Origin of the sequence: Haloferula helveola (genome assembly GCF_037076345.1) — a bacterium.
GTDB lineage: Bacteria > Verrucomicrobiota > Verrucomicrobiia > Verrucomicrobiales > Akkermansiaceae > Haloferula > Haloferula helveola.
The window spans coordinates 3,308,345-3,329,330 of record NZ_AP024702.1; the positions used below are offsets into that span (position 1 = coordinate 3,308,345).

26 protein-coding genes are annotated in these 20,986 nt (G+C 61.1%); 13 read left to right on the forward strand and 13 right to left on the reverse strand.

Annotated elements, in window-relative coordinates:
* Positions 1-269: 269 nt before the first annotated feature.
* Positions 270-776, reverse strand: a complete 507-nt coding sequence (locus HAHE_RS12455) for a hypothetical protein (RefSeq protein ID WP_338684888.1) — start codon at positions 774-776, stop codon at positions 270-272.
* A 23-nt stretch (positions 777-799) separates the two neighbouring features.
* On the reverse strand, positions 800-1,795 hold the full coding sequence (locus tag HAHE_RS12460; protein ID WP_338684889.1) for a hypothetical protein: 996 nt from the start codon (positions 1,793-1,795) through the stop codon (positions 800-802).
* A gap of 165 nt (positions 1,796-1,960) precedes the next feature.
* Between HAHE_RS12460 and HAHE_RS12465 the strand changes: the two genes are divergently transcribed.
* The gene (locus tag HAHE_RS12465) at positions 1,961-3,511 is read left to right on the forward strand and encodes a type IV secretory system conjugative DNA transfer family protein (RefSeq protein WP_338684891.1); all 1,551 of its coding nucleotides are present in this window, start codon (positions 1,961-1,963) and stop codon (positions 3,509-3,511) included.
* A gap of 15 nt (positions 3,512-3,526) precedes the next feature.
* On the opposite strand, the gene HAHE_RS12470 is transcribed toward HAHE_RS12465, so the two are convergent.
* Both HAHE_RS12470 and HAHE_RS12475 read right to left on the reverse strand, forming a co-directional pair.
* A complete protein-coding gene (locus tag HAHE_RS12470; protein WP_338684893.1) occupies positions 3,527-4,186 on the reverse strand; it encodes a hypothetical protein in 660 nt (219 codons plus the stop codon).
* On the reverse strand, positions 4,183-4,686 hold the full coding sequence (locus HAHE_RS12475) for a hypothetical protein (protein WP_338684895.1): 504 nt from the start codon (positions 4,684-4,686) through the stop codon (positions 4,183-4,185). Before HAHE_RS12475 ends, HAHE_RS12470 begins: the two co-directional genes overlap by 4 nt.
* A 55-nt stretch (positions 4,687-4,741) precedes the next feature.
* On the opposite strand from HAHE_RS12475, the gene HAHE_RS12480 reads away from it, so the two are divergent.
* Positions 4,742-5,008 (forward strand): hypothetical protein, encoded by a 267-nt coding sequence (locus tag HAHE_RS12480; protein WP_338684897.1) that lies wholly within the window; start codon positions 4,742-4,744, stop codon positions 5,006-5,008.
* Positions 5,009-5,026: 18 nt separating this feature from the next.
* On the opposite strand, the gene HAHE_RS12485 is transcribed toward HAHE_RS12480, so the two are convergent.
* From HAHE_RS12485 to HAHE_RS12495, 3 genes are read right to left on the reverse strand one after another with little or no spacing between them, the layout of a single operon-like run.
* Complete coding sequence (locus HAHE_RS12485; RefSeq protein ID WP_338684899.1) at positions 5,027-5,209, reverse strand: hypothetical protein; 183 nt, start codon at positions 5,207-5,209, stop codon at positions 5,027-5,029.
* Positions 5,206-5,772 carry an RNA polymerase sigma factor gene (locus tag HAHE_RS12490; protein ID WP_338684900.1) on the reverse strand — a complete coding sequence of 189 codons (567 nt, stop codon included), beginning with the start codon at positions 5,770-5,772 and terminating at the stop codon, positions 5,206-5,208. The genes HAHE_RS12485 and HAHE_RS12490 overlap by 4 nt, the downstream gene beginning before the upstream one ends.
* A gap of 6 nt (positions 5,773-5,778) precedes the next feature.
* Positions 5,779-6,111, reverse strand: coding sequence for a hypothetical protein (locus HAHE_RS12495; RefSeq protein WP_338684902.1), 333 nt, complete (start codon positions 6,109-6,111; stop codon positions 5,779-5,781).
* A 163-nt stretch (positions 6,112-6,274) separates the two neighbouring features.
* On the opposite strand from HAHE_RS12495, the gene HAHE_RS12500 reads away from it, so the two are divergent.
* Entirely contained in the window at positions 6,275-7,624 is a 1,350-nt protein-coding gene (locus tag HAHE_RS12500; protein ID WP_338684904.1) for a hypothetical protein, read from the forward strand.
* A gap of 150 nt (positions 7,625-7,774) precedes the next feature.
* On the opposite strand, the gene HAHE_RS12505 is transcribed toward HAHE_RS12500, so the two are convergent.
* Complete coding sequence (locus HAHE_RS12505; protein WP_338684906.1) at positions 7,775-8,140, reverse strand: 4-fold beta flower protein; 366 nt, start codon at positions 8,138-8,140, stop codon at positions 7,775-7,777.
* A gap of 106 nt (positions 8,141-8,246) precedes the next feature.
* The gene (locus tag HAHE_RS12510) at positions 8,247-8,966 is read right to left on the reverse strand and encodes a hypothetical protein (protein ID WP_338684908.1); all 720 of its coding nucleotides are present in this window, start codon (positions 8,964-8,966) and stop codon (positions 8,247-8,249) included.
* 332 nt (positions 8,967-9,298) lie between these two features.
* Between HAHE_RS12510 and HAHE_RS12515 the strand changes: the two genes are divergently transcribed.
* From HAHE_RS12515 to HAHE_RS12545, 7 genes are all read left to right on the forward strand, one after another.
* Positions 9,299-9,502, forward strand: coding sequence for a hypothetical protein (locus HAHE_RS12515; protein WP_338684909.1), 204 nt, complete (start codon positions 9,299-9,301; stop codon positions 9,500-9,502).
* A complete protein-coding gene (locus HAHE_RS12520; RefSeq protein WP_338684910.1) occupies positions 9,499-9,732 on the forward strand; it encodes a hypothetical protein in 234 nt (77 codons plus the stop codon). The genes HAHE_RS12515 and HAHE_RS12520 overlap by 4 nt, the downstream gene beginning before the upstream one ends.
* 49 nt (positions 9,733-9,781) lie before the next feature.
* Positions 9,782-10,675, forward strand: a complete 894-nt coding sequence (locus HAHE_RS12525; protein WP_338684911.1) for an ArdC family protein — start codon at positions 9,782-9,784, stop codon at positions 10,673-10,675.
* A gap of 278 nt (positions 10,676-10,953) precedes the next feature.
* Entirely contained in the window at positions 10,954-12,591 is a 1,638-nt protein-coding gene (locus tag HAHE_RS12530; RefSeq protein ID WP_338684913.1) for a recombinase family protein, read from the forward strand.
* A complete protein-coding gene (locus HAHE_RS12535) occupies positions 12,588-13,433 on the forward strand; it encodes a hypothetical protein (RefSeq protein WP_338684914.1) in 846 nt (281 codons plus the stop codon). The genes HAHE_RS12530 and HAHE_RS12535 overlap by 4 nt, the downstream gene beginning before the upstream one ends.
* Positions 13,434-13,759: 326 nt before the next feature.
* Positions 13,760-14,104, forward strand: coding sequence for a plasmid mobilization protein (locus tag HAHE_RS12540; RefSeq protein WP_338684915.1), 345 nt, complete (start codon positions 13,760-13,762; stop codon positions 14,102-14,104).
* A complete protein-coding gene (locus HAHE_RS12545) occupies positions 14,104-15,456 on the forward strand; it encodes a relaxase/mobilization nuclease domain-containing protein (RefSeq protein WP_338684916.1) in 1,353 nt (450 codons plus the stop codon). The genes HAHE_RS12540 and HAHE_RS12545 overlap by 1 nt, the downstream gene beginning before the upstream one ends.
* Positions 15,457-15,523: 67 nt before the next feature.
* On the opposite strand, the gene HAHE_RS12550 is transcribed toward HAHE_RS12545, so the two are convergent.
* From HAHE_RS12550 to HAHE_RS12560, 3 genes are all read right to left on the reverse strand, one after another.
* Entirely contained in the window at positions 15,524-16,447 is a 924-nt protein-coding gene (locus HAHE_RS12550; RefSeq protein WP_338684917.1) for a hypothetical protein, read from the reverse strand.
* 144 nt (positions 16,448-16,591) lie between these two features.
* Positions 16,592-17,098, reverse strand: a complete 507-nt coding sequence (locus HAHE_RS12555; RefSeq protein ID WP_338684919.1) for a hypothetical protein — start codon at positions 17,096-17,098, stop codon at positions 16,592-16,594.
* 58 nt (positions 17,099-17,156) lie between these two features.
* Entirely contained in the window at positions 17,157-17,351 is a 195-nt protein-coding gene (locus HAHE_RS12560; RefSeq protein ID WP_338684920.1) for a hypothetical protein, read from the reverse strand.
* A gap of 210 nt (positions 17,352-17,561) precedes the next feature.
* Between HAHE_RS12560 and HAHE_RS12565 the strand changes: the two genes are divergently transcribed.
* Positions 17,562-18,455: a cupin domain-containing protein gene (locus HAHE_RS12565; protein ID WP_338684922.1), complete on the forward strand. Its 894-nt coding sequence runs from the start codon at positions 17,562-17,564 to the stop codon at positions 18,453-18,455.
* A 168-nt stretch (positions 18,456-18,623) separates the two neighbouring features.
* Here the strand turns inward: HAHE_RS12565 and HAHE_RS12570 are convergent, their stop codons facing one another.
* The gene (locus HAHE_RS12570; protein WP_338684924.1) at positions 18,624-18,824 is read right to left on the reverse strand and encodes a hypothetical protein; all 201 of its coding nucleotides are present in this window, start codon (positions 18,822-18,824) and stop codon (positions 18,624-18,626) included.
* A 689-nt stretch (positions 18,825-19,513) separates the two neighbouring features.
* On the opposite strand from HAHE_RS12570, the gene HAHE_RS12575 reads away from it, so the two are divergent.
* Positions 19,514-20,299 carry a hypothetical protein gene (locus HAHE_RS12575; RefSeq protein ID WP_338684925.1) on the forward strand — a complete coding sequence of 262 codons (786 nt, stop codon included), beginning with the start codon at positions 19,514-19,516 and terminating at the stop codon, positions 20,297-20,299.
* A gap of 7 nt (positions 20,300-20,306) precedes the next feature.
* Positions 20,307-20,984, forward strand: coding sequence for a hypothetical protein (locus tag HAHE_RS12580; protein WP_338684927.1), 678 nt, complete (start codon positions 20,307-20,309; stop codon positions 20,982-20,984).
* The last annotated feature ends 2 nt before the right edge of the window (positions 20,985-20,986 follow it).

The window sequence follows — 20,986 nt, forward strand, 5'->3', positions numbered from 1 at the left end:
CGCTGCTGCCTTGAGCCTGATCTTTTCGAGCGCCTCCGTTCTGCTCTTCACAAGCATCGCCTTCATGGCTTCCGGACGATCACTCTGTTCGATTTCCCGGATCGCTTCAGCGGTCGACCTCTCGGCCTCGGCGAGAATGTCCGATATCCTGCTCCTCGATTGCTGGATGGAGGGGAGTCGTTTGCGGAAGTCCTCGTTGTCCGGAATCTCTCATCTCCTTCTTTGTCTACTTCCCTGTCATTCTAACAGGAGTTGGCATCCAAGGCAACCTACTGCGTAAGCCGCGAGACCTCCTTGTTCAGAGCTTCGATGTCGGCGTAGTAGCGCTGGAGAAGCAGTTTTTTCATCTCCGGGGGGCGATCACTGCCGTTGGTCTCCTCGATCTTCCGGAAGATGTTCTCCAAGGCGGACTCGTAGGTGAGCTGGATCTGATCCTGTGTCCGGGTGTAGACCTCAAGCAGGCTGACTTCAAGCAACGCCCTGATCTTGTTCTGGGTATCCTTGATCGAAGCTTCGGACAGCTCCTTGGCCGCCTCGACCGACTCCCTGAGCTTCTCCCTGAGGATGTCCCTCTTCGCGGCCCCGCCCATGCTCGCCGCCTTCACCCGGTGAGCGAAGTCCAGCCAGCTCACCGCAGCACCCTCGATACCCCTCTCGATCTGCTTGTACGACGAGTGGGAAGACAGTGCGATCTCGTCCGAAGGTCGGGAAGGAAGATCACGCTTCGGTTGAGGGCGTAGGGAGGGCGAATGCCGTGGCTCAAGTGGTTCGGTCATGGTTGTTGGTGGTGTGCGTCTGCTCAGGTCGGGTGAATTCTGAAGAAAGGGTCCCGACCGGGCTCGGCGGGGAGATCGGGATGTCGGGGTTCGGGTTTTCCAGCAGTGCCGGAAGGACTGTTGTCGTTCTCCGGAACACCTTCCACGATGCCGTCCCAGAGCCTGCGGGCCTCGTCTGCAATCCACGATGAAACGTCATCACGGGGCGCAGCCTCAGGAGCGTGACTTGGCCGCGCTTCGCTTCCGGGCTGCTGCGGAAGTTGCCAATCGGCCCTGAGGCCGAATGCCGCGGCACGTTCGCGAGCCGACCTGGCCTCGGGCGTCTCCATCACCCTTGCCATGAACCCCGCCCCGACCGGGGACTCCCACACCGACTCGGTGAATGGATCCCTTGCGACCGATCGCTCGAGACTTGAGGTACGGCGGGTCTGACGGTCGAGGAAGCCATCGAACTCGATGATCCTCTCGTGTTCCAGTCGGACGGATTGCTGAAGTTCCCGGACACCGGCGAGGAACTGCTCGCGCACCTCGATGGCGCACTCCCTCGCGGCATTTCGGGTCTCCTGTTGCATCTGCTTGTTCAGATACCGGCATTCGTTCTCCAAATTGAGCCCCCTGACTTTGGCCCGCAACCAATCGCGTGTCGGCCACGGGGCCTTGTGAAAGAGGAGCCAAAGCAACAGCAGCGCTATCAGAAAGACGACCAGCATGCAGAGGAAGAGAAATTGCCGGTCGGCCAGGAACCCTCTGACGGCGCTAAGGGTTCCCTCGTGGTGACCGCTCGCATACCCCTCAGAGTGCCCTCGCTGATAGCCAGCCTCATCACCGGCTTTGACGCCCTGCCGGCGTCCGACTTCTACCCCGCTGTCGTATCCGTCACTGTATCCTTCCATGTACTTCGCGGCGTCCGCCCTCCTCGCACCCTCGATGAGCCCTCTCTCATGGGACTTCTTATGGACGAAGCCCACAAGCGCGAGAATGCCGATGATGGCGACGACAAGCAGACATCCCTTATCCATGCGGAGAATCCGGTTCAGGTCTTCGAGGCTTCCGGCAACTAACAGAACCCGTTAGAACCACTATGGCACCAATTCGGGGGTGGCAAATACCGAAGTCAGGAATTCCTCCCATGCCACCTTGCTGCCGCGTTTGACATCCCCGATCGCAACCGGTTGCATCCCGCGATGCTCGACGCGTTCAGAGGCAGGAAACCCGGAAAAGAGCCGGCCCCCGGTGACCCGATCCTCGGCGACCTGCTGCGCGGCGAAGAAGGGCGGCGTCACGGCGAGAGCTATTCGGACAGGAACTATTTCGAGGATCCCGAACGTCTGGCGCAGTCCGGATTCACGGACCGGGCGGGGGACAACTTTCTCGGCGTTATCGGGGGCACAACCAAGCTGGAACCCCGCCTCGACGGGCGGGTGGAACCGGTCACGCGTGGCGGAACTTTGGTCGGAAGCCGGGACGACCGTCACCGCATGCTCGTCGCCGGATCAAGGTCCGGAAAGGGACGTTGCGTGCTCATCCCTGAACTCCTCACCTACGCGGGCTCGATGGTTGTTCTCGATGTCAAAGGCGAGAACGCGGCGGTCACGGCGCGCTTCCGCGCGGAGACCCTCGGGCAGGACGTCCACGTGCTGGATCCCTTCCATGTCACACCCGGGCACTGCGCGCCCTATCGGACCGGCTTCAATCCGCTGGCGATGCTTGACCCGCTCAGTCCGACACTTGTCGAGGATGCGGGTCTCATCGCGGATGCCCTGATCGTTCCTCAGGACAGCAAGGACTCCCATTGGGACGAAACCGCGAAGGCCTTCATCGAGGGGGTGATCCTGCACGTCGCCTGTGGGGAGTATTTCGAGGACGAACGCTCGCTGGTGACGGTCGGGGAGTTGATCGCCGGCAAGCAAGGGCCACTCAAACTTTTGTTCGAAGAGATGGAGGAGGAAGGCGGGCCGGACAACCGGGTGGCCGCTGCGGCCCAGGCGCTTGTCGACATGGGGGACAACGAACGGGGCTCGGTGCTGTCCAACGCCCGCAAGAATCTGAAGTTCCTCGACTACGACTCGATGCACGCGTCGCTCGGTGCGGACGGATTCTCGCTGGCCGATCTCAAGAAGAAGCCGACGACTGTGTATATGGTGCTGCCTGCGACGCGCATGGCGACCTGCCGCCAGTGGCTCCGGCTCTTCGTCAACATGACGCTCGCCGCCATCGAACGCTCCCACGCGCGGCCGGAGCACGCGGTCCAGATGCTCCTCGACGAAATGCCCGTGCTGGGGACGATGAAGGAGTTGGAAAGTGCCATCGGCCAGATGGCGGGGCTGGGCCTGAGGATCACGTCGGTGCTGCAGGACCTCGGACAGCTGAAAGCGCTCTATGGGGATCGCTTCGAGACGTTCATGGGCAACAGCGGCGTGCTCCAGTTCTTCGGCAACGTCGATTACTTCACCTCCGAGTGGGTGAGCAAGTATCTGGGGAGCACGACGATCCGCTTGGAAGAGCGCGGAGCCAATTCGATCGAGTCACGAAGCAAGGGTGCCAGTGCCAAGAGCTATCGCAACCATGTGCAGAACCTCATGACTCCCGAGGAAGTGCGCCGCTACTTCGCCCGGGACGACCGTTTCAACCGCCAGCTGGTCTGCATTCCGGGCAGGCGGCCGTACATTCTCCAACGCGCCAACTACGACCAGCACGAGTTCTTCGCCGGACGGTACGACCAATGGCGGGTCTGAAGGTCCCGTCGTGCGTCAGGCCCTCGATGGATCGAGATCGAGGTCGGCCGGGCTACCTCCCGCCGGCCCGAGCTGCAACAGCATGTTGGCGTTCTCGACCACCTTGCGGGCTCGTGCCATCCCGTGGATGGAGGTCAGCTTCACGCTCCGCGAGTCGTCGATGACGAGCATCAGCTGCTGGCCCTCCTTCTGGATTTCGTTTTCGGCCTTGTCGAGGGGCTGGATTGCGAAGCTCAGGGTATGATCGAGTTCCACCCTGATTTCGGGAACCCATCCGCCCGCTTTCAGTTCGGTTTCGGATTTGACGACCCTCAGGCGCCTGCCGAACAGAATCCGCGTCAGATTCCGCCCCGACCGTGTTTCGTAAAACCAGACGAGCCTCAGGAGCAGGAGGATGGCATACAATCCGGAGTGCGCGTAGTCATCCTTCCCCAAGAGCTTTCGGAAAACCGGAGTGAGGATGGGCGAGTCCCCCTCACTGAGCATTGCCAGTCCGAAATCAACGACCGCGACAAGAACCAATAGCTTCCAGATGCCGACGAGTGGGTCGAACAGAAACTTGGTGAGAGTCTCCAGGCGCCACGTCGGCAGCACCTTCGTCGAGAGGACGATCTTTTTCCCCCGTCGGCTGACTCCGGGCCAGCTATGGACGCGCGGGTCGCGGATGACACTCATCTGCCGCGGCCTTCGGAGGCTTCCCTGAAATTTTCCCGAAGGTGACGACGGCTGGCGATGTCGTTGAATGCCTCCTTGTGGCTCTTGTCGCCTTCGATCCTGGCGAGAAACTTGCGACGCTCTTCGTCGGCTTTCTCACGCGCTCTCGCGAGCTCGGTCTGAACTTTCCGGGCGTATTCGGCCTCGGCATCCCGCCGCGCGGCCTTGTTCAGTTCGTCGCGGGAAGGGCCCGGTGCCCACTTTGGTTTCGGAGCGTTGGAGGCTTCCTTGACCCTCCGGTCGAGAGCTTCCCTTGCCAGCTCCTTGACCTCGCGGTCACGGTTCCTGTCGAGATCCTTGCCGAGGTCTTCCAGCTTTGCCTTCTCCCGCTTCTCAAGCCGCTCGTAGGCCCGTTTTACCAGGGGCCGGTTCATCTCGTCGATCCGCCGCCGGATCCGGATCTCCTCAATTTCGCGCGCGGCTTCGTCGAAGCGGGGCTTGATGGGCTCGATGTCTTGCATTCCGAACGAAGAACGTGCTACGATAAGAAGTTAGATTTGGCAGAGGAGATTGGGAATGCGGGATGAGGAAATCAAGCTTGAGAAGCACGTGATGGAGTTGACGGCGAGGGCCGAGTGGATTGCGGCGGAAGCTTTCGCACAGATGGAACGCGAGGGCGCCGGAGGCGCGGTCGGAGCGATCGCCATGCTGCTGGGGGGCGTGATCCTCCCGATGCCCGACTTCGAATTGGACGAGCAGCTCGAGCTGATCGATCTGATGGAAACACTGGCGGCCGAACGCCGGAAGAAGCTCCTCGAAGCGGGGCTCCTCCCGGCTGCCTGACGGAGATGGACGCAGGCGTCACCTGCCTCCACGCCCGGGCCGCTGACCGGACTGCTCGCGCAGGTTGGCCTCGAAGCGTTCCCTCTCGCCACGCAGCCGCTCGATGAGCGCGATGCGGTGAGCCGGGGGAACCGGCTTGGCATAGTCGCGGACCAGCCCGTCGACTTCCTCGGGTTTGAATTCGGTTCGTTGCTTTTTCATGACGTCTGTTGCCGGGTTGAGTTCAGATGGTCGGCGAATGCTTGCCGCGCCCCTGCAATCCAGTCACCGACCGTGCTTGCGGGCTTGCCCATGATGCCGGCAACTTCCTGGAAGGTGTGACCGCACCATGCGTGGAGCCAGAGCGCTTCCTCGTGTTCCGGCGGAAGGCAAACGGGAAACTCGGTGAAGAACCGCCTCCTGAACTCCGCCTGCTCACGCTCGGTGAAAGGTTCGGAGATACCGCTGCCCGATCCGGATTCGGGTGTATCCTCGACGAATGCCAGCGGATCACGACGCAGCTTCCTGTAGTGGTCGATGAACAGATGCCGGGCCTTGCGGCGCAGCGCGGCGATGTCTCCGATCCGGTCCGGGCTGAAACGGTGCAGCACATACACCCAGAGGTCGCTGTGCAGATTCTCGGCGTCCTGCCGGTTCCGCGTCAGCGAGTGCAGGAAGTTCAGCAAATACGAACCGTGGGCTTCGATGGACCGCTCGACCATCTCCATCTTCTCGTCGAACGAGGGATGGTGCGAGGCGGCCTCGGGTGGGGCGGCTTGGCTCATCGCAGCTCAGCGTCCGCCTCTTCCCTCGTTGCGGTCAACCTCAAGTCCCCGCTCCAGCCGGTGCTGCTCAAGGTAGGATTTGAGGCTCATTCCCAGATCACGCTCGAACAGTTTTCCGATCTCCTGTTTGGCCTCCTGCTCGCTGATGCCCTTGCCCGCGGCGTAGCCGAGGCTCAGATCCTTCAGCTTGTTCGAATAGCGACCGTAATCGTCGATGCTGTCCTGAATCCGGGAGACCATCTTTCGCTCGGTTGCCGACTGCGCCGGCACCTCGGCTTGGCGCGGTTGACGGACTTCGGGACCGGGCTGGCGCTGCTGGGGAATGGTTGAGTTGTTCATAGTTTCACATTCAAGGACGAATGCCGGGGCACCGGCAAACGGAACAAAATCGAAAATCTTCGGGTCGCCCGGCTTCCTTCAGGCTGCTTGGGCCGCACTCCAAAGCGCGGAGGGCCCTGTAATGGCGGAATTCCGGATTCTGTGAACAATCGCTCCATTCGGGATGAACTTCGAGTTGAGCAATAGGGAGACCGCGATGCTGATATGCGTCGCCGTTTTCATTCTGGTCATGATGTGGCGCTACAAGTCGGTGAGGCGCTCGCTCCAATCCGTCGGCCGGCAAGCGCTGAAGTGGAAACTCGCCTCCACCGCATTGCTGGGATGGGCTTGGATCAGCCTCGGGGTAGCCCTCCTGTCTCACGTCGGATTCTGGGAGGTCTCGCTGATGAAGGAGACGGTCTTGTGGGCGTTGTTGCCGGGAACTGCCATCGCATTTCGAGGGCTGGGCAAGGAGGATCCGAATGATGCGTTCCGATCAGTGGTCTCTGACCAACTGAAGTTGTCGGCGTTGATTGTGTTCTACGCGAATCTGCGGGCACTTCCCTTGCTTGGCGAACTCCTGCTGATTCCCTCTATGGCGATCATCGGGGTTTCAATGGCGATCGCAGAGGGGGAGGATCGCTTTGCAATCCTCCGACAACCTCTGCAGGGCTTGGCATCTCTCGTCGGGTTCGCCTTGCTGATCTTCGTGTCGATTGATGTCTTCGCCAATCCGGCGGCCTACTTCACCACGGCGACTCTCAAGTCGCTGTTGATGCCTCCGCTGCTAATTGGCTGGGCCATTCCCTTCGGCTATGGGGTGGGACTGATCGGTGCCTACGAAGTTCTTTGGGTGCGCCAGAAGGTCGGAGGCAAGCAGCCGCCCGATCTCCGTTTCTACTCGATGCTGAAGGCGTTCGAGCTGGCAGGGTTCAATGCGGGTCGTGTCGGTCGAATGACCAGACTGATGGCGGGCCGGGCGCGATGGGCGAAATCCCACGAGGAATTGGACGATCTCTACAGCGCCCTCCGGGAAACGCTGCTGGACCCGGACAACAAGGACTCGCGTGACTTCATGTGGCCGAAAGCCAAGCCTTTGCCGGGCGAGGTACGCTTCGGTTCGCTGGGTGAGTATCTTGAAGTGGCAACTCCGGTGTTCGAGCAATCGGTAGATCTCTGGCTGACGACCGTTGAGACCTTCCAACGAACCTCTGGTGGTGGAGAGCCTCCCCCGGATCTCATCGCTCCTTCCGAGTTGGAGGCATTCCTCAGAAGCGGGTGGCCGACAGCGGAACACATCGACAGGGCAATCAACGACATAAACCTGCCTCCCGAAGCCGGAATCCGCTTCGACCGGGAGCTCGAATCGTTCTGTGCGGAACTCCAACAGATCTTCTGGTACTACTCGCCGGAGAACACCTCGTGCACCCAACCTCCGCGACGAGGTTACCTTGTCTTCAGCAGTTATCGCTCTGCTACGAAACAGTTCGACCGCTTGATTCTCGCGGCGAAAAAGCTCACGGCATCGAATTAGGGAGCCTTCTCGAATTCGCCCCGCATGGGAGCTTCGGCACTCCAGTCGGGACACAAAGCTGCTCTTGGGAGCGTCACGAATTCCGAAGGGTGGATCAACGGGGCGTGCTGGCAACTGGTGATGCACTTCACGCTTGGACCCAGGCCCGCTTCAGGAGGCGCCTTGGCTCATGAACTGGAGCAAAGGAATCCTCGACTCAGAATGCAATTTGTATGGTTGGTAGGGCGCATACTCCTGGTAGCTTCTGTAAGGCTTGTAGCTCTTGTACGATTTGTAGGGCTCATAGGCCGCGTAGACGGGCAAAGTCTGGGCCAAATAGCCGGCTCGATTGCCATCATGATCCCAGACAATGCCGTCTTGGAACCAACCCAGATGCTTCCCGTTGAAGCCGTATATGTGCTCATCTGAAAGGTAGGCCACTGGAGTTCCTCCCCAAGTGTAGATCGTGTGATCGTCGTCAACATCGATGTAGACCACTGGCTCACCGCTAGGGTCGTATAGAGTGACTTCTGCCATGGGTGCGTCTGAGATGGGATTCGGATTTCTGCCGAAAAGTGCAATCGGTTCGAGGGGGCGTCGGAAATCACTCGACGCCCCGACACTAGCTTTCCGTCCGATCCGCTCAAGCCCGATCGGCGAGAGATGAGGGTGCAACCGGCACAGCCGGACTCAACCTGTAGAAGCCTCTCCGGTCCGACTCGATGACCTCGCGCCACGCGGGGTGCCGCTTGAAGAGGTTCGACATCGAGAAACACTCCGATCCGGCATCCCGAAGCAGAGCCTTGCCGCTTTGCCACGGTTCGCCACGGGCGGTTGCCTCGGCCAGTAGGGCGATCACACCTGCCTGAATCGGTCCGAACCGGTGCGTGCGCCCGGCGATCCGGACGGAACGATAGCCTGGATCGAAATCAACCTGTCCGCCGGCAGCGGCAGTCTCGGGAGCAACCTTTTTGCGAAGTCTCGTGATTCCCGGGAAAAGTCTCTCGAACCGTCGCCGTTCGGTTTCGAGGACTACCAGCTCGTCGAGATCGACGATCACGTCGTCTTTGACTTCGGGAAGCCGGAAGTTCCTCTCGCCTTCGAAGGGGATGAATTCCCGCAGCGGGATCCATCCGTTCCGGAACAGTCTCCGGCACTGCGGTCCGGAGAACCGGATGTAGCCCTCCCAATGTTCGAAGGCCGGGGTGGATGAGGCGTCGATCACGGTCATGACCGGCAGCCAGACGGCAGCCGTCAGTTGGCTGCCGATCAGCCATTGCCGGATATCCGAGCGGTCCGCCGACCATCGGCGTTCCAGATCGTTGAGGGTATGAAACAGTCTTTCGGGAAACTCCAGGGACACGATGTAACTCCTTTTTCTTATCGTTGGTTCGAAACGCAGCGGAGAATCAGTGGAAGGGGCTGGATAGGACGAATGGGTGGTCCGAGTCAATGGGGTGTGACCGGTGCGAGGAGGGTGATGGCTGCCGATCGGCGGAGATCCGCTACGGGCCTCCGTTCGGGCGAGGAATGCGGGAGCATGACGGAACGGCCGCCCTCCTCCCGGTGGCCCTTCGCGGAGATCTCCGAGCCCGCTCACCTTCCACGTCTCATCCTGTCACCCACCCACCACCGGGCGCTCACCAACCGGGTTCATGCATTCTTCCTTCATCAAACCAACGAAAGGACATTCCCATGGACCACCCCGAACTCGACCAAGTCGAAGAACTGCCGGCACGTGACCTCTTGAGGCTCCCGCTGCCGGCGATCAACATCCTGCTCAGAAGCGCCGAGGAGGCAACGAAGCGTGCCCGGTCTCGCGAGAACTGGCTGCGCGCCATCCGCGAGGAAAAGGCGAAGATCGAGACCGAAACCCGCATCTCGCGAGGTGAGGCATGAAGCACTACCTCCGCCTCTACTGGTCGGCCCTGACCGGGGCCAGCGACATCGCGCCGGAATCCGCCGACGAGATCCACGAACTGCAACGCCGGGCGTGGGACGAATGCGGCCTCATGGTCGTCTCGGTCGCTGACGTGCGGTTGGCCGACGAACATCGCGTCGACCTCGACCGCATCGGCGAGCGGCTCTTCGGGCACGCCCGTCGCGGCTTCCGGCCGTCCCGGCGCTGATCCGCCGGTCACTGCGTATCCATCAACCACCTACCAACAGGAGTCATGAATGAGTCAATCCCAACAATCCCGTCCGGAGGAAAGCCTCCGGAGCGTTCACGAACGCGTCACCCAACGCATCATCGAAAGACTGGAGGAAGGCGTCGTGCCGTGGCATTCGCCGCACATCGCCACGATCGGTTTCCCGAAGAACTTCCAGTCGGCCAAACCCTACCGCGGCATCAACGTGATGTTGCTCGCCATGGCGGGCTACGTTTCGCCGTGGTTCCTCACCTACAAGCAGGCGCAGGAGCGCGGCGGACAGGTCCGCCGGGGTGAGAAAGGCTATCTCGTCGTCAAGTTCGGGACCTACAACAAGGATCCCGGTGACGGTGTTGAGGAGCAACGCAAGTTCCTGCGCCACTACACGGTCTTCAATTCCTGCCAGATCGACGGAATCGAGTTTCCCCAGCCGGAGCTACCGCCCCGCTCGGCGGATGAGCGGACCGATGCCGCCAAGGCGATCGTGACGAGGATGCCCAACCCTCCGGCAATCCACGAGGGGCGCCTGGCACGAACCTGCTACGATCCTGAGGAGGATGCCATCGACATCCCCGACAGGAGCTGCTTCGAGAGTGGCGAACGGTTCTACAAGAGCCTGTTCCACGAAATGGTCCACTCGACCGGCGCGGCCAAACGGCTTGCCCGCAAAACCCTGCTCGACAACCGCGGCATCTCGATGTCCGACAAGACGGTCTACGGCAGGGAGGAGCTCGTTGCCGAGATTGGCGCTGCCTACCTCTGTGCCCATGCCGGAATCGTGATCGATGATCACGGCAATTCGGCCTCCTACATCCAGTCGTGGCTCCAGGTCCTCAAGGACGGCAACAACCGCCGCTGGATTGTCGAGGCCGCGGGTCATGCCCAGAAGGCCGTCGACCACATTCTCAAACTGGAGCCTTGAGCCATGGCGGAAGCGAAGCCGCCCGAGGCGGAAGGACCACCAAACCGCTGCCCCTTGGCACTGTCGGGGCTCCCGGAAAGGGAGCGCCGCGGGCTGCTCGATGCGATTGACCGGGTGGTCGTGCACTTCGTCGATCTCGCCTTCGATCGGACGGATTGCTGTGGACAAGTCTCGGGAACCGGTACGGAGCGCCGGTTTCCGACCCGATCCGTGGTATCCTCGACTCAAACCCACCAATGGTCCGTTCCGGCCGGAGCGGACCGGAAAGGAGATGAAGGATGACTTCAACAACGATGGCGGTTCCGGCGCCTGCGGCGATCTACGCCCGGGTATCGAGCACCGCCCAAACCAAACGCGGCGACGGCCTGCGGTCTCAGGAGACGCGTTGCCGCGACTTCGCCCGGATGAAAGGCTACGCCGTCATTCAGGTTTTCACCGACGACCTTTCGGGAAGCCTGATCGACCGGCCGGGAATGCAGGCGATGCTCGCATGGCTCGACGCCAACCGCGCCCGGCGCCCGGTGGTCGTGATCGACGACGTTTCGCGGCTGGCCCGCAACCTTGACGCCCACCTGCGGCTGCGGTCCGCGATCGATGAGGCGGGAGGGAGACTGGAGAGCCCGTCGATCGAATTCGGCGAGGACAGCGACTCGATCCTTGTCGAGAACCTCCTCGCCAGCGTCTCGCAGCACCAGCAGCAGAAGAACGCCGAGCAGACCAGGAACCGGATGCGCGCCCGCATTCTCAACGGCTACTGGTGCTTCCAAGCTCCGGTCGGCTATCGCTACGAACCGAAGCCTGGTCAGGGCAAGGTGCTTGTCCGCGACGAGCCCGAGGCATCGATCATCGCGGAAGCCCTTGAGGGCTTCGCGTCCGGGCGCTTCGGCACCCAGGTCGAGGTGAAGCGATTCCTCGAGTCCCGCCCCGCTTACCCGAAGGACCTGCCCGACGGCTCGATCCGCCACCAGCGGGTCGTCGAGCTCCTCACGCGCCCGATTTACGCGGGGATGGTCGAGGCACCGCGCTGGAAGGTCACGCGCCGCAAGGGTCATCACGAGCCGATCATCAGCATCGGGACTTTCATGCGCATTCAGGAACGGCTGCGGATCGTCGCCTACACGCCGCGCAGGAAGGATCTCAATGAGGACTTCCCACTCCGCGGTGCGGTGCTCTGCCACTCGTGCGGCACTCCACTGACCGCTTGCTGGTCAAAGGGGAATACGAGGAGGTACGCATATTACCTGTGTCACGCCCGGAAGTGTCCGGACCGCCGGAAGTCGATCCCGCGGGAACGGATCGAATGCGATTTCGTCACGATCCTCGACCGTCTCACTCCGACGGTCCCGATGGTCAATCTGGTATCCGAGCGTTTCAGGAAAGCATGGGACGAACGTCTCGTCCGATGCGAGGAGGAGCGCGAGGCATTGCGCTCCGACATTCGCACCGCACGGAAGAAGATCGGGGGCCTTGTGGAAAGGCTCATGGATTCGACCAGTCCTTCGGTCGCCAAGGCCTGCGAGGCCCGGATCAGCGAGCTTGAAGCATCGGCGCTTGCCGCCGAGGAGAAGCTGCGGGAACAAGGTGGCCCCAAGGTGCCCTTCACCGAAATGTTCGAACTCGCTCTCGCATTCCTTTCGAACCCCCGGAAGCTGTGGGACAGCGGACGGTTCGATGACCGTCGGACGGTGCTGAAACTCGCATTTCCGAAGGGGCTTCGATTTTGCCGGGTTGAGGGATTTCGAACTCCCGAAGTGGCCCCGCTTTTCAAGGCTTTGACCGCGATCTGCGGGTCGTTCGGTGAAATGGCGCGCCCCGGCGGAGAAAGTTTGAACTCCCTCTTCCGCGATCTTGCCGATTGGGAAGAGCAGCTCAAGCATCGGGAAGCCTCATCCGGGAACAGGGAGGACGCGGCATGAATGACAGGCAATCTTGTTCCCAACCGACACGGATCCTCCTCGACAACGGGATCGTCACGCACCGGTCCCGGATGCACTGGACCCGGGTCCCCGTGCCTCATCCGCAGAGCGGATTTTACCCTCACAAGCTGCTCGTGGCCGAGCGCTTGCCGCCGTATCCCAACCCGGGCTTCGAAGCCGAGTTGGAAGCGATCTTCACGGTCGGCCGGCTGATCCGCGAACGGAAGGTCGAGGCCTTCTCATCCATTGAACTGAAGTCCGAAAGCTTCCGGGACCGCCTCGGGGGCAAACCGATCGATGCCCTCGCGGGCTGTACCATCGGCATGGTGCCCAACCCGATCGAGCGGGGCAAGTTCGTCCGGGCCGAACTCGGCGAGTTCATCCGCAAGGGCGGAAAGAAGGACCGTCTGTCGGGGCACTCGCGGACTTCCCAGATTTCCTTTTTCCGATGGCTTTGCCAGCTCGGGCCCGAGGCGGCCGGCAGGATCGTGGCGGACCGGCAGACGCGGGGTCTCTCGCCCTTCGAATGCGAGAGCTTCGCCGGTCTCGACTGGTTCCGGGCGATGGCCCGAAGGTTGAGGAGTGACGAGAACCTTCCCGACGCCTTCTACGTCTGGACGGCGAAACGGAGCAGCCTCGATGTCTTCCTCACGCTCGACCTCCGCCTGGTCAATGCGGCCGCTGCGATCGAGCGTGAGAAGTCCGGCTTCCGCCTGGGCGTCCGGGTCCGGTCCCCGATCCAACTCCTCGCCGACGAGGGCATCGACGAGCCGGATCCGTATCCCTGTGAACCGGGTCGGCAATACACGATGGCGGAGATCGCCCGCCTCGCCCCGTTCTGAAACGGCAGCACGGCCGCTGCTGCCCGATGACTTCCCGCTGACGCGGGATGGTCCCCACTTGCACCAACGAAAGGAGTGCCCATGAACCGTGTCCGGTTGTCACTGCGTCCCCATTTGCGCCCGTTGGCGCCAACCTGCTCGCGATGCTCGTTTCGCCGGATAGCAAGATGGGTTTGTGTGGCACACAAACCCGGCCTTCGGCCTCCATCTTGGCAAGGGAGGCGCTGCGCTTCCCGTTGCATCCCTCCGCAGGTGGCGCGTGCCGCGCCCGTGACCGGCCTCCGCCGGTTGCTTCCTTCCTCCCGTTCGTATCGGGAGGTGTAAGCATGGCCCGCCCCAGAACACCCGACGAGCGGCGCTTGACCCGCATCGTCCGCTTCCGCCTCACCGAGGCCGACCACATCCGTCTCGCCCGCGAGGCGGAAACGGTCGACATGTCGGTCGGCGAACTGGCCCGCGCGCTCACGCTCTCACGGGTCGAGCGCCTTGTCATCGAGGCCACCGCTTCGCATGACCCGGCCCTCGTCCGCCAGCTCTACCACATCGGCCACAACCTGAACCAGCTGACCAAGAACGCGCACATCTTCGGGCGCATCCAGCCGCGGGTCGAGGCGCTCTGCCGGCGCATCGACGCCCTGATGGACGAGGCCATCGGGAAGGAGGCGGACTGATGGTCCCGCGTCTCGCCGCCGAGGGCAGCTCCTTCCACGGAGCGTTCCTCTACTACGCCCATGACAAGCGGGCGCGGACCACGGCCAGGGTCGCGTGGACACACACGCTCAACCTGATGACCGACAGGATCGAGAAGGCTTGGAAGGTCATGGCCTACACGGCCCAACATGCCGCCCGGTTGAAATCCGCGGCAGGCCGGTCGCGAACCGGTGACCGGGTCGCCAAGCCTGTGATCTCCTACTCGCTCTCGTGGCATCCGGAACAGACTCCGGACAAGGAGACGATGCTCGAAGCTGCCCGGACCTCGATCGACAAGCTCGGATTGGCCGAACACGAGGCGGTAATCGTCGCCCACCGGGACGAGCCGCAACCCCACGTCCATGTCATCGTCAACCGCATCCATCCGGTCACCGGCATGGCCGCCAATCTGTATCGCTCGAAGCGCAAGCTCCAGGATTGGGCGCGGGAGTATCAGAAAAAGGAAGGGACCAGCTACTGCCCCCAACGGGAGGAGAACCACCGCAAGCGCCGGCAAGGCGGGAAGACGCGATACGCCAATCCCGTTCTCGTGGAGGCCTGGACCGGCAGCCGGACCGGAGAAGGATTCGTGCGGGAACTCGAATCCAAGGGCTATCGTTTGACTCGCGGACGCAAGCGTCTCGTGGTGGTCGATCCGTACGGCAAGTCTTCCAATCCGATCCGCGATCTGAAGGCGGCTATGGGAGGGGAGTTCCGTGAGCAGGTGTTCAGGGATCGGATGGCGGATATCGATCCGACGTCGCTTCCGACGCCGGAAGTGATCAAAGCGGGTATCGAGGCCGATGAGCGACAACGGGATGAGGAACGCAGGGCACGAGAGAAGGCGATTGCCGACCGGATGACCCGCCAAAAACGGGAACACCGCAAGCAACGCGGAGCTCTGGAGGAAAGTCACGACCGGAGGATCGAGGGTGCCCGAAGTGACCTCATGGTCTACCATCGGATGGCCGAGAAGACGGAGGCGATCGGACGATTGCGGGACCAGCTCCATTGCCCGGGACTTGTGCGCAGGATCGGCTTCGCACTTTTCCGTTCGGACCGAAAGCTCAGGCAGGAGCTTCGGGAGCTGGAGGACCGGCAAGAGCGCTCGACGCAAAGGATCGAAGAGTCACTCGCAGCAATGACGAGGGAGAGGAAGCAGGATCTTGACCGGCTTCAACGCAGGCAGTTGCGCGAGTTCGAAGCATTGGTCAGGCTTTCGAAGCAGAGGAACCAGCCCGAGCGCTCGGGGGCGAAGGAGTGGGCGTCGCCCGCCATGGGGCAAGCCTTCGGACCCGACTTGGCAAGCCGCCCGGCTCCGGGAACAAGGTAAAGGAGGCGGAGGCTATCTGTGCCGTTGCCCGAACCTCCGAAGAAGTTAGGCGTATCAATCCTGAGTCTCAGGAAGCAATGCCGTAGTAACCTTTGAGCGCCGCGGTGAGGAGCTCACCCGCCACAGCTGCGGGCACTTTAAGGAGACCTTCACCCGCACTTGCAAACGCCCGTCCCATGAGCCCCGAGACTCGTGGGCCGAATGTTCCGTCGCTTTTGGGAGCCTCCGATTCGACGGCGTCGATCAGCTTTCCGATTTCACCCGGGTCCAATCCGAGGTCGGTCAGTGCATCAATCAGTTCTCCACGTCCCGCCTGCGGAACCGACACCGATTGCTGGGAGAATCCGGAACTGCCTGCCGCGAAGTTCTCCACATCGCCCTGAATGTGGGTGTGGAATATCCGGTCGACCGTTCCCGCTTTTCTCTCCCTCAAGTCGACGAGAGGATCTCCAGTTTGGTCGGCCTCTGACTCAAGCTCCAATGTGAAGTTCAGAATGCGGTTGCGAACGCTGTCGAGGACACCTTCGAGCGCCGACACGGACAGAATCTTTTGCATTGCCCCGAGGTGAAAGCCAGGGGCAATCGATGGATCGTGAACGAAACCACATGCTTCGGGTGCAATCCGGAAGGTGATGTAGCCATCCGTTGCCGAATCGGCTTGTTCTTCCAGGACGCGCACCCCCGGGAGCAGTGGCAGCGTGAAAACATGATCCCGGACGCGCTCATCAACTGCGGTTCTTGGGATTGGCACATTCCGAATCTCGCTGCTGAACGATCCGAAGTAGTGACCGTTCACGCAGGGCGTTCCGATGATACGGTAGGCAGGTAGTGCCTCGGCATCCGAATAGCCGTTCAGCTCATGGTTAACCCATTCCTTCAGCGCAGCGTTGTCGATTCGCTGCGCGAGAACCCTGCACTTCCGGAGCAGCGAGCTCAGATCCGACTCTCCGTCCACGGCCTCGTTCTGGATTTGGGTCAGCAAATCTCCCATGGAATGACGTTAAGGGACGCCTCCGCAATCCCGCCATTCCAATGTTGAAAAGCTCTTGTAGCCGACCGAGTTCCATCTCGCTTCCCAAAAGCGTTGTTAGGTCCCCTCCGGTTGGTCTCCAGAATGAGAGACTCTGTTAGACGTCTACGGCAACGGCGGTGCAAGGACAGCCGAGGGGGAAGTTGCAGGATGTTTCGACACCTTCGCGAACTCGATTAGGCTGTCATCAAATATTTCCGCCAAAGCTTGGAACAAGATCGGGTCGAACGTCCTCGCCATGGCGGCAGCGAAGGACGCGGCATACGCTGTCTCCATTCGTAGGTCCCCCGGCGCGGCCGGGTCGGGCACAGCGAGTGCAATCACTTCAAATTCACCGCGGCGCAGGTGGGCGGTCAGAATGAACTGGCAACTGTCCGCATGCAGCGATCCATGCGCCCGGATATGGACGAGATCGCCCTCATACACCTGGCCGGCCGAGAATGGGTTCGGAGCATCGACCCTACAGTCGACGAGCATACGAACCGTCTCGAAGCTGTGATCGAGCAGCTCGACGGTCCACGGCTTCTCGAAAACACCCTCAGCGCAGTACCCCGAGCGACCTCGGGTGAAACTGAACACCAGCTTGTTTCTTTCTGAGCTCCGGATTTTCATCTCCCTGAGAAGGTTTGGTTAATGAAAGCTAACAGAAAGCTTTTCTCGGTACAAGCCCCTACACTGTCGCGAGGGTCACCTTCTTCTCGATCGGCCATCGCTTCTCGAGCAGCCGCTCGAACACGACCGTGGCAAGCTCCTCAAGGGTGACTTGCGACTCGTCGGCATACTGCTTGAGCTGGCTTCGCAGCTCAGGAGTGACTCGAATATTGAGGCTGACCTTTTTCTGAGCTGTGGCTGATTTGGTGTTCATGGCATACCAAGTATGCATGGGGTCGTGCACCCAGCAAGAAATTTCATCAGCTTGTGACTCGCAATTTGCGACAAATTGGGTGCATATTGCATCCAGTCGGCCGAGAGCCGATTTGGAAACGGTGCTCTCGGCTCCGGCTGCCGTATTATGGGGAAATCGAGATCGATTTTTCGAAGCCGATCGCCACTGCCCGCCCGCGGAACTGACAGATTGGGTATCCGGACGGTGCCGAGAGCCGGTATCAGCTCCATCTTCGGGGTAATTGAACTCGAGATTGGTGCGGATATGCAGCTGAATTGGAAGGATTTTGCCTTGCTTGATGAGCCGGCTGCACCTGCCCGCGGTCTTTTTCCTTGCAGACTCGGCGGCAAATCGCATCCATCAGCAGCAATTCTTGGGTTTTCCGCCCGAGGCAATCAAAGCTCTGTTGTTGTGAAGCTGCCGTCCGAGGAGCAAATTATCGAAGGTGCTCGACGATGGATCGAGCAGTTCAGGGGAGGTAAATCCATAGATGCTCTCTGGAAGGCGTACGAAGAGCGGTGCACGCGGCAAAACGCCAAACCTTTGCTGACCAGTGGACAGTGGAAAACCACGCTGTCTCGCGGAGAGCGCCGGCCCGACCTTTCGTGGACACGGTTACAGGCCATGGCGGATATTCTGGAAATTCCCTGTCTCCAAATCTTCTTCAGCTTCTGCCAGCGCCCAACGATCAGGGACGTGATCCATGGCCACGCGAAAGCCTGGTCGATCAACCGTGACCCGACGGACGGTTCCGAGGGATGTGAGGTGCGTTCTCTGGCCAACAACATCGCTTCAAAACTTTCTGTCCGCATTGACTACCTGAAGATCGAGGCTGGGGGCAAGACAGGCTGGAGTCCCCACAACGGGTATGAGTTCGCGTTCGTTTTCCAAGGCAAAGGCCTGAGGTTTCTCATCGGCGAGAGCGAGGACCGGGATCAGGCGAAACCGTTCCAGGTGCAGGAAGACGAGGCGATCGCGTTTCCTTCCGGCCTCTGGCATTGCATCGAGAATATCGGTGGTAATGAGGCGATTCTCGCGGTAGCACGCCCGGCCAAATGCAGACCGGTCACGCTGGACGGGTGACGCTACCGAAAGGTTTGGGCCAAAAAGGCGCGGGATTGTGATCCGCGGGGGCGCGGCAGGATCGGGATTCCGGTAAGCTTGCCAGCCGGGCGATAGGTTGCAGTGCGGACTTCCGGGTTCTCTGCCGGATCGATCATCTGTCCCAATGACGGCGGATCGCCGCCCCGGTCAGGATTCTTCCGTCTCGGAAAAGTGATGCGCCTTGCACTCCAGAATGAACTGACCCGCATAACGCACTTCAACCAAGTCGAGCCCCATGTAGGACAGATACATCATCACCTCGGGCAATCGGAGAAGCTGCTCGACGGTCAACCGACTCTCATTGGGCAAATCGTGAAAGATCACCCGTTTGTTAATTTTGATTGTCATTCGTATTTCTCGTAGGTTTTTCCCGGCGTTCACACGATCACCGACCAATGACTAACGCACCCATTCAAGAATCGCGCAAGCAACGATTTGAATTAAGTTCTGTAAATTTGCTCGCAAGAACCTCTGCTGGATTCGGAATCGGCCCAGATCTTTTGATCGCTTAGCTCGCGATGGCTGCTGCAGACTGCCAGCAGCGTCTTCGAGCTTTCGGGGAAATTGGGCTGTTTCTGGAATCTTCTGCCGACGGTTTTCAGTTGTAAGGGGAAGGCCTTCCCCTCGCGGCTGCTGCGTGCGCCGCTACCCCATCCAGCAGGGGCACCCCGCAACGCCCCGAAGACCAGCCGCACCACCGGCACCGGTTGTCCGCCGCTCTCTCTCGCTCGTGCCTCGCTCCCGAGCCGGACGGCCAACCCGTGCCGCCTCCACCCTGCCACGGAGGCACCGAAACCCGCATACGCGGGATTCGGCGGGGAAGAGGATCTGCCTCCGGGCTAAGAGGCTCCCGCCTCCCGCGCCCGCAACCCCAATCGCCGTGACCGTGGCTCGCTGCGCTGCGCCCGCACCATCCCGTCGATTCCGGCTGCGGTTGCTACCGCCGGAGTTGGAGAGCGGGTATGGGTTTCGCACGGAGTGCCAAACCGCCTCGCGAATTTTCTCGACACCATCGGGGTCACCTGAGATCGGGCGGCATGCTCCTAAGGTACCTTCTGGCCATCCCGGCCGTTTCGATCGGATTCGCCTCCGCACAGACCGCGGATGATGGCCCATCCACTACCGGAGAGCCCGATGTCGCGGTCACGGAGATTTCGGATGTTCCGCTGTTTACGCCGCCCGTTGAAGTGCCGCGCATCGCTCCCCGTGAGTTTCGAATCATTCGGGACCGCCGGAATCTGTCGGGTGGACGCGCGGTGGATGCCACCGTTGTCGGGGACCCGGGAATTCCCAAGCCTCCGGAGCCTCCACCCTCGGCTCCCTTGACCGAGGAGCAACTGGCGGAATTCGCGAGCTACCATCAGACCTACAAGTTCCTCAGCATAGGGGCCACGGTCTACAACGGAGAGCTGTCGAGGTTCTCCTGGTCCTACGAAGGACAGCACTACGTCGGCTGGTCGAACATCGACTTTTGCCTCCTTCAGGGCCTGGGTGACATCGAGAAAGGGGAAACCACATACAGCATGTTCCTCATCGCCGGCCGGATCAATGATCCTCCTCCCGAGAGCGGGCTCACTCTGGAGATTCCGGAACACCCCGAGCTTCCGAGTGACGAGGTCGCCTTCGTGGTGACGCAGGGAGATCCGGCCAACGATGACGCGCTCCAAGGGATTGTCGCCCTGCATGAGATCTACGTGACCCGAAAGGACGAACTTGTGATTGCCCACGAGAAGAATCTTGAGAACGCCCGGCAGGCCAAAGCGTGGAGGGATGCGAACCCTCCCCAGCCAAAGGACATCAAAGTGAATTTCTGGCGCCGCTGATCTGCATATGAAACTCCCGATCCTACTCGGTCTCCTATCCGCCTGCACCGCCTTCGGCCAAGGGCCCGTCCTCCCCGAGCCTCTGATCGAAGCCGGGGGCGAGGGTTCATTCGAAGTCAACTGGCACGGGGAGGACGACCACGTCTACTTCCTCCAGTTCTCCGACAATCTGTCGGATTGGTTCTATTGTCCGGACATCCGGGAAGGTTTCGACGAGTCGATTGCCTACGGCTTCTGGAGCAACTCGCCGGCACTCTTCCTTCGCGTGCAAACGACGAACCAGAGCTATAGCAATCCGGTCCTTGAGGATTTCGACTCGGACGGCATCGCGAATTGGGTCGAGGTTGAGCTTCTGAGTTCGGATCCTCTGAATGCCGACAGCGATGGCGACACCATCGGTGACGCAGCGGAAGATACCGACGGCGACGGCATCCTTGACGTCAACGAAGCCCTCTGGGGCGTCAGCAGCCACTACCTTGCCGATACCGACGGCGACGGGCTGGACGACGCTACGGAGCTGGCTCTAGGCCTGAACCCCCTGATTGCCGATACCGATTTTGACGGGACTGGCGACGCCACCGACAACCTCGGACTCGTGGCCAACGGCACCGTGCCGACCGATCCAACCCCTTCCGCCGGACCAACCATCACGATCCTGACTCCCGGCGTGACCCTTCTTCCCTGATT

What these genes read in the sequence shown, in the direction of transcription:
- HAHE_RS12580 (WP_338684927.1), top strand. Translation starts at nt 20,307, where the DNA reads ATGAAACTCCCGATCCTACTCGGTCTCCTATCCGCCTGCACCGCCTTC.
- HAHE_RS12480 (WP_338684897.1), top strand. Translation starts at nt 4,742, where the DNA reads ATGCGGGATGAGGAAATCAAGCTTGAGAAGCACGTGATGGAGTTGACG.
- HAHE_RS12490 (WP_338684900.1), bottom strand. Translation starts at nt 5,772, where the DNA reads ATGAGCCAAGCCGCCCCACCCGAGGCCGCCTCGCACCATCCCTCGTTC.
- HAHE_RS12485 (WP_338684899.1), bottom strand. Translation starts at nt 5,209, where the DNA reads ATGAAAAAGCAACGAACCGAATTCAAACCCGAGGAAGTCGACGGGCTG.
- HAHE_RS12455 (WP_338684888.1), bottom strand. Translation starts at nt 776, where the DNA reads ATGACCGAACCACTTGAGCCACGGCATTCGCCCTCCCTACGCCCTCAA.
- HAHE_RS12560 (WP_338684920.1), bottom strand. Translation starts at nt 17,351, where the DNA reads ATGAACACCAAATCAGCCACAGCTCAGAAAAAGGTCAGCCTCAATATT.
- HAHE_RS12460 (WP_338684889.1), bottom strand. Translation starts at nt 1,795, where the DNA reads ATGGATAAGGGATGTCTGCTTGTCGTCGCCATCATCGGCATTCTCGCG.
- HAHE_RS12575 (WP_338684925.1), top strand. Translation starts at nt 19,514, where the DNA reads ATGCTCCTAAGGTACCTTCTGGCCATCCCGGCCGTTTCGATCGGATTC.
- HAHE_RS12495 (WP_338684902.1), bottom strand. Translation starts at nt 6,111, where the DNA reads ATGAACAACTCAACCATTCCCCAGCAGCGCCAGCCCGGTCCCGAAGTC.
- HAHE_RS12540 (WP_338684915.1), top strand. Translation starts at nt 13,760, where the DNA reads ATGGCCCGCCCCAGAACACCCGACGAGCGGCGCTTGACCCGCATCGTC.
- HAHE_RS12465 (WP_338684891.1), top strand. Translation starts at nt 1,961, where the DNA reads ATGCTCGACGCGTTCAGAGGCAGGAAACCCGGAAAAGAGCCGGCCCCC.
- HAHE_RS12505 (WP_338684906.1), bottom strand. Translation starts at nt 8,140, where the DNA reads ATGGCAGAAGTCACTCTATACGACCCTAGCGGTGAGCCAGTGGTCTAC.
- HAHE_RS12530 (WP_338684913.1), top strand. Translation starts at nt 10,954, where the DNA reads ATGACTTCAACAACGATGGCGGTTCCGGCGCCTGCGGCGATCTACGCC.
- HAHE_RS12555 (WP_338684919.1), bottom strand. Translation starts at nt 17,098, where the DNA reads ATGAAAATCCGGAGCTCAGAAAGAAACAAGCTGGTGTTCAGTTTCACC.
- HAHE_RS12515 (WP_338684909.1), top strand. Translation starts at nt 9,299, where the DNA reads ATGGACCACCCCGAACTCGACCAAGTCGAAGAACTGCCGGCACGTGAC.
- HAHE_RS12570 (WP_338684924.1), bottom strand. Translation starts at nt 18,824, where the DNA reads ATGACAATCAAAATTAACAAACGGGTGATCTTTCACGATTTGCCCAAT.
- HAHE_RS12535 (WP_338684914.1), top strand. Translation starts at nt 12,588, where the DNA reads ATGAATGACAGGCAATCTTGTTCCCAACCGACACGGATCCTCCTCGAC.
- HAHE_RS12525 (WP_338684911.1), top strand. Translation starts at nt 9,782, where the DNA reads ATGAGTCAATCCCAACAATCCCGTCCGGAGGAAAGCCTCCGGAGCGTT.
- HAHE_RS12520 (WP_338684910.1), top strand. Translation starts at nt 9,499, where the DNA reads ATGAAGCACTACCTCCGCCTCTACTGGTCGGCCCTGACCGGGGCCAGC.
- HAHE_RS12470 (WP_338684893.1), bottom strand. Translation starts at nt 4,186, where the DNA reads ATGAGTGTCATCCGCGACCCGCGCGTCCATAGCTGGCCCGGAGTCAGC.
- HAHE_RS12545 (WP_338684916.1), top strand. Translation starts at nt 14,104, where the DNA reads ATGGTCCCGCGTCTCGCCGCCGAGGGCAGCTCCTTCCACGGAGCGTTC.
- HAHE_RS12500 (WP_338684904.1), top strand. Translation starts at nt 6,275, where the DNA reads ATGAACTTCGAGTTGAGCAATAGGGAGACCGCGATGCTGATATGCGTC.
- HAHE_RS12550 (WP_338684917.1), bottom strand. Translation starts at nt 16,447, where the DNA reads ATGGGAGATTTGCTGACCCAAATCCAGAACGAGGCCGTGGACGGAGAG.
- HAHE_RS12475 (WP_338684895.1), bottom strand. Translation starts at nt 4,686, where the DNA reads ATGCAAGACATCGAGCCCATCAAGCCCCGCTTCGACGAAGCCGCGCGC.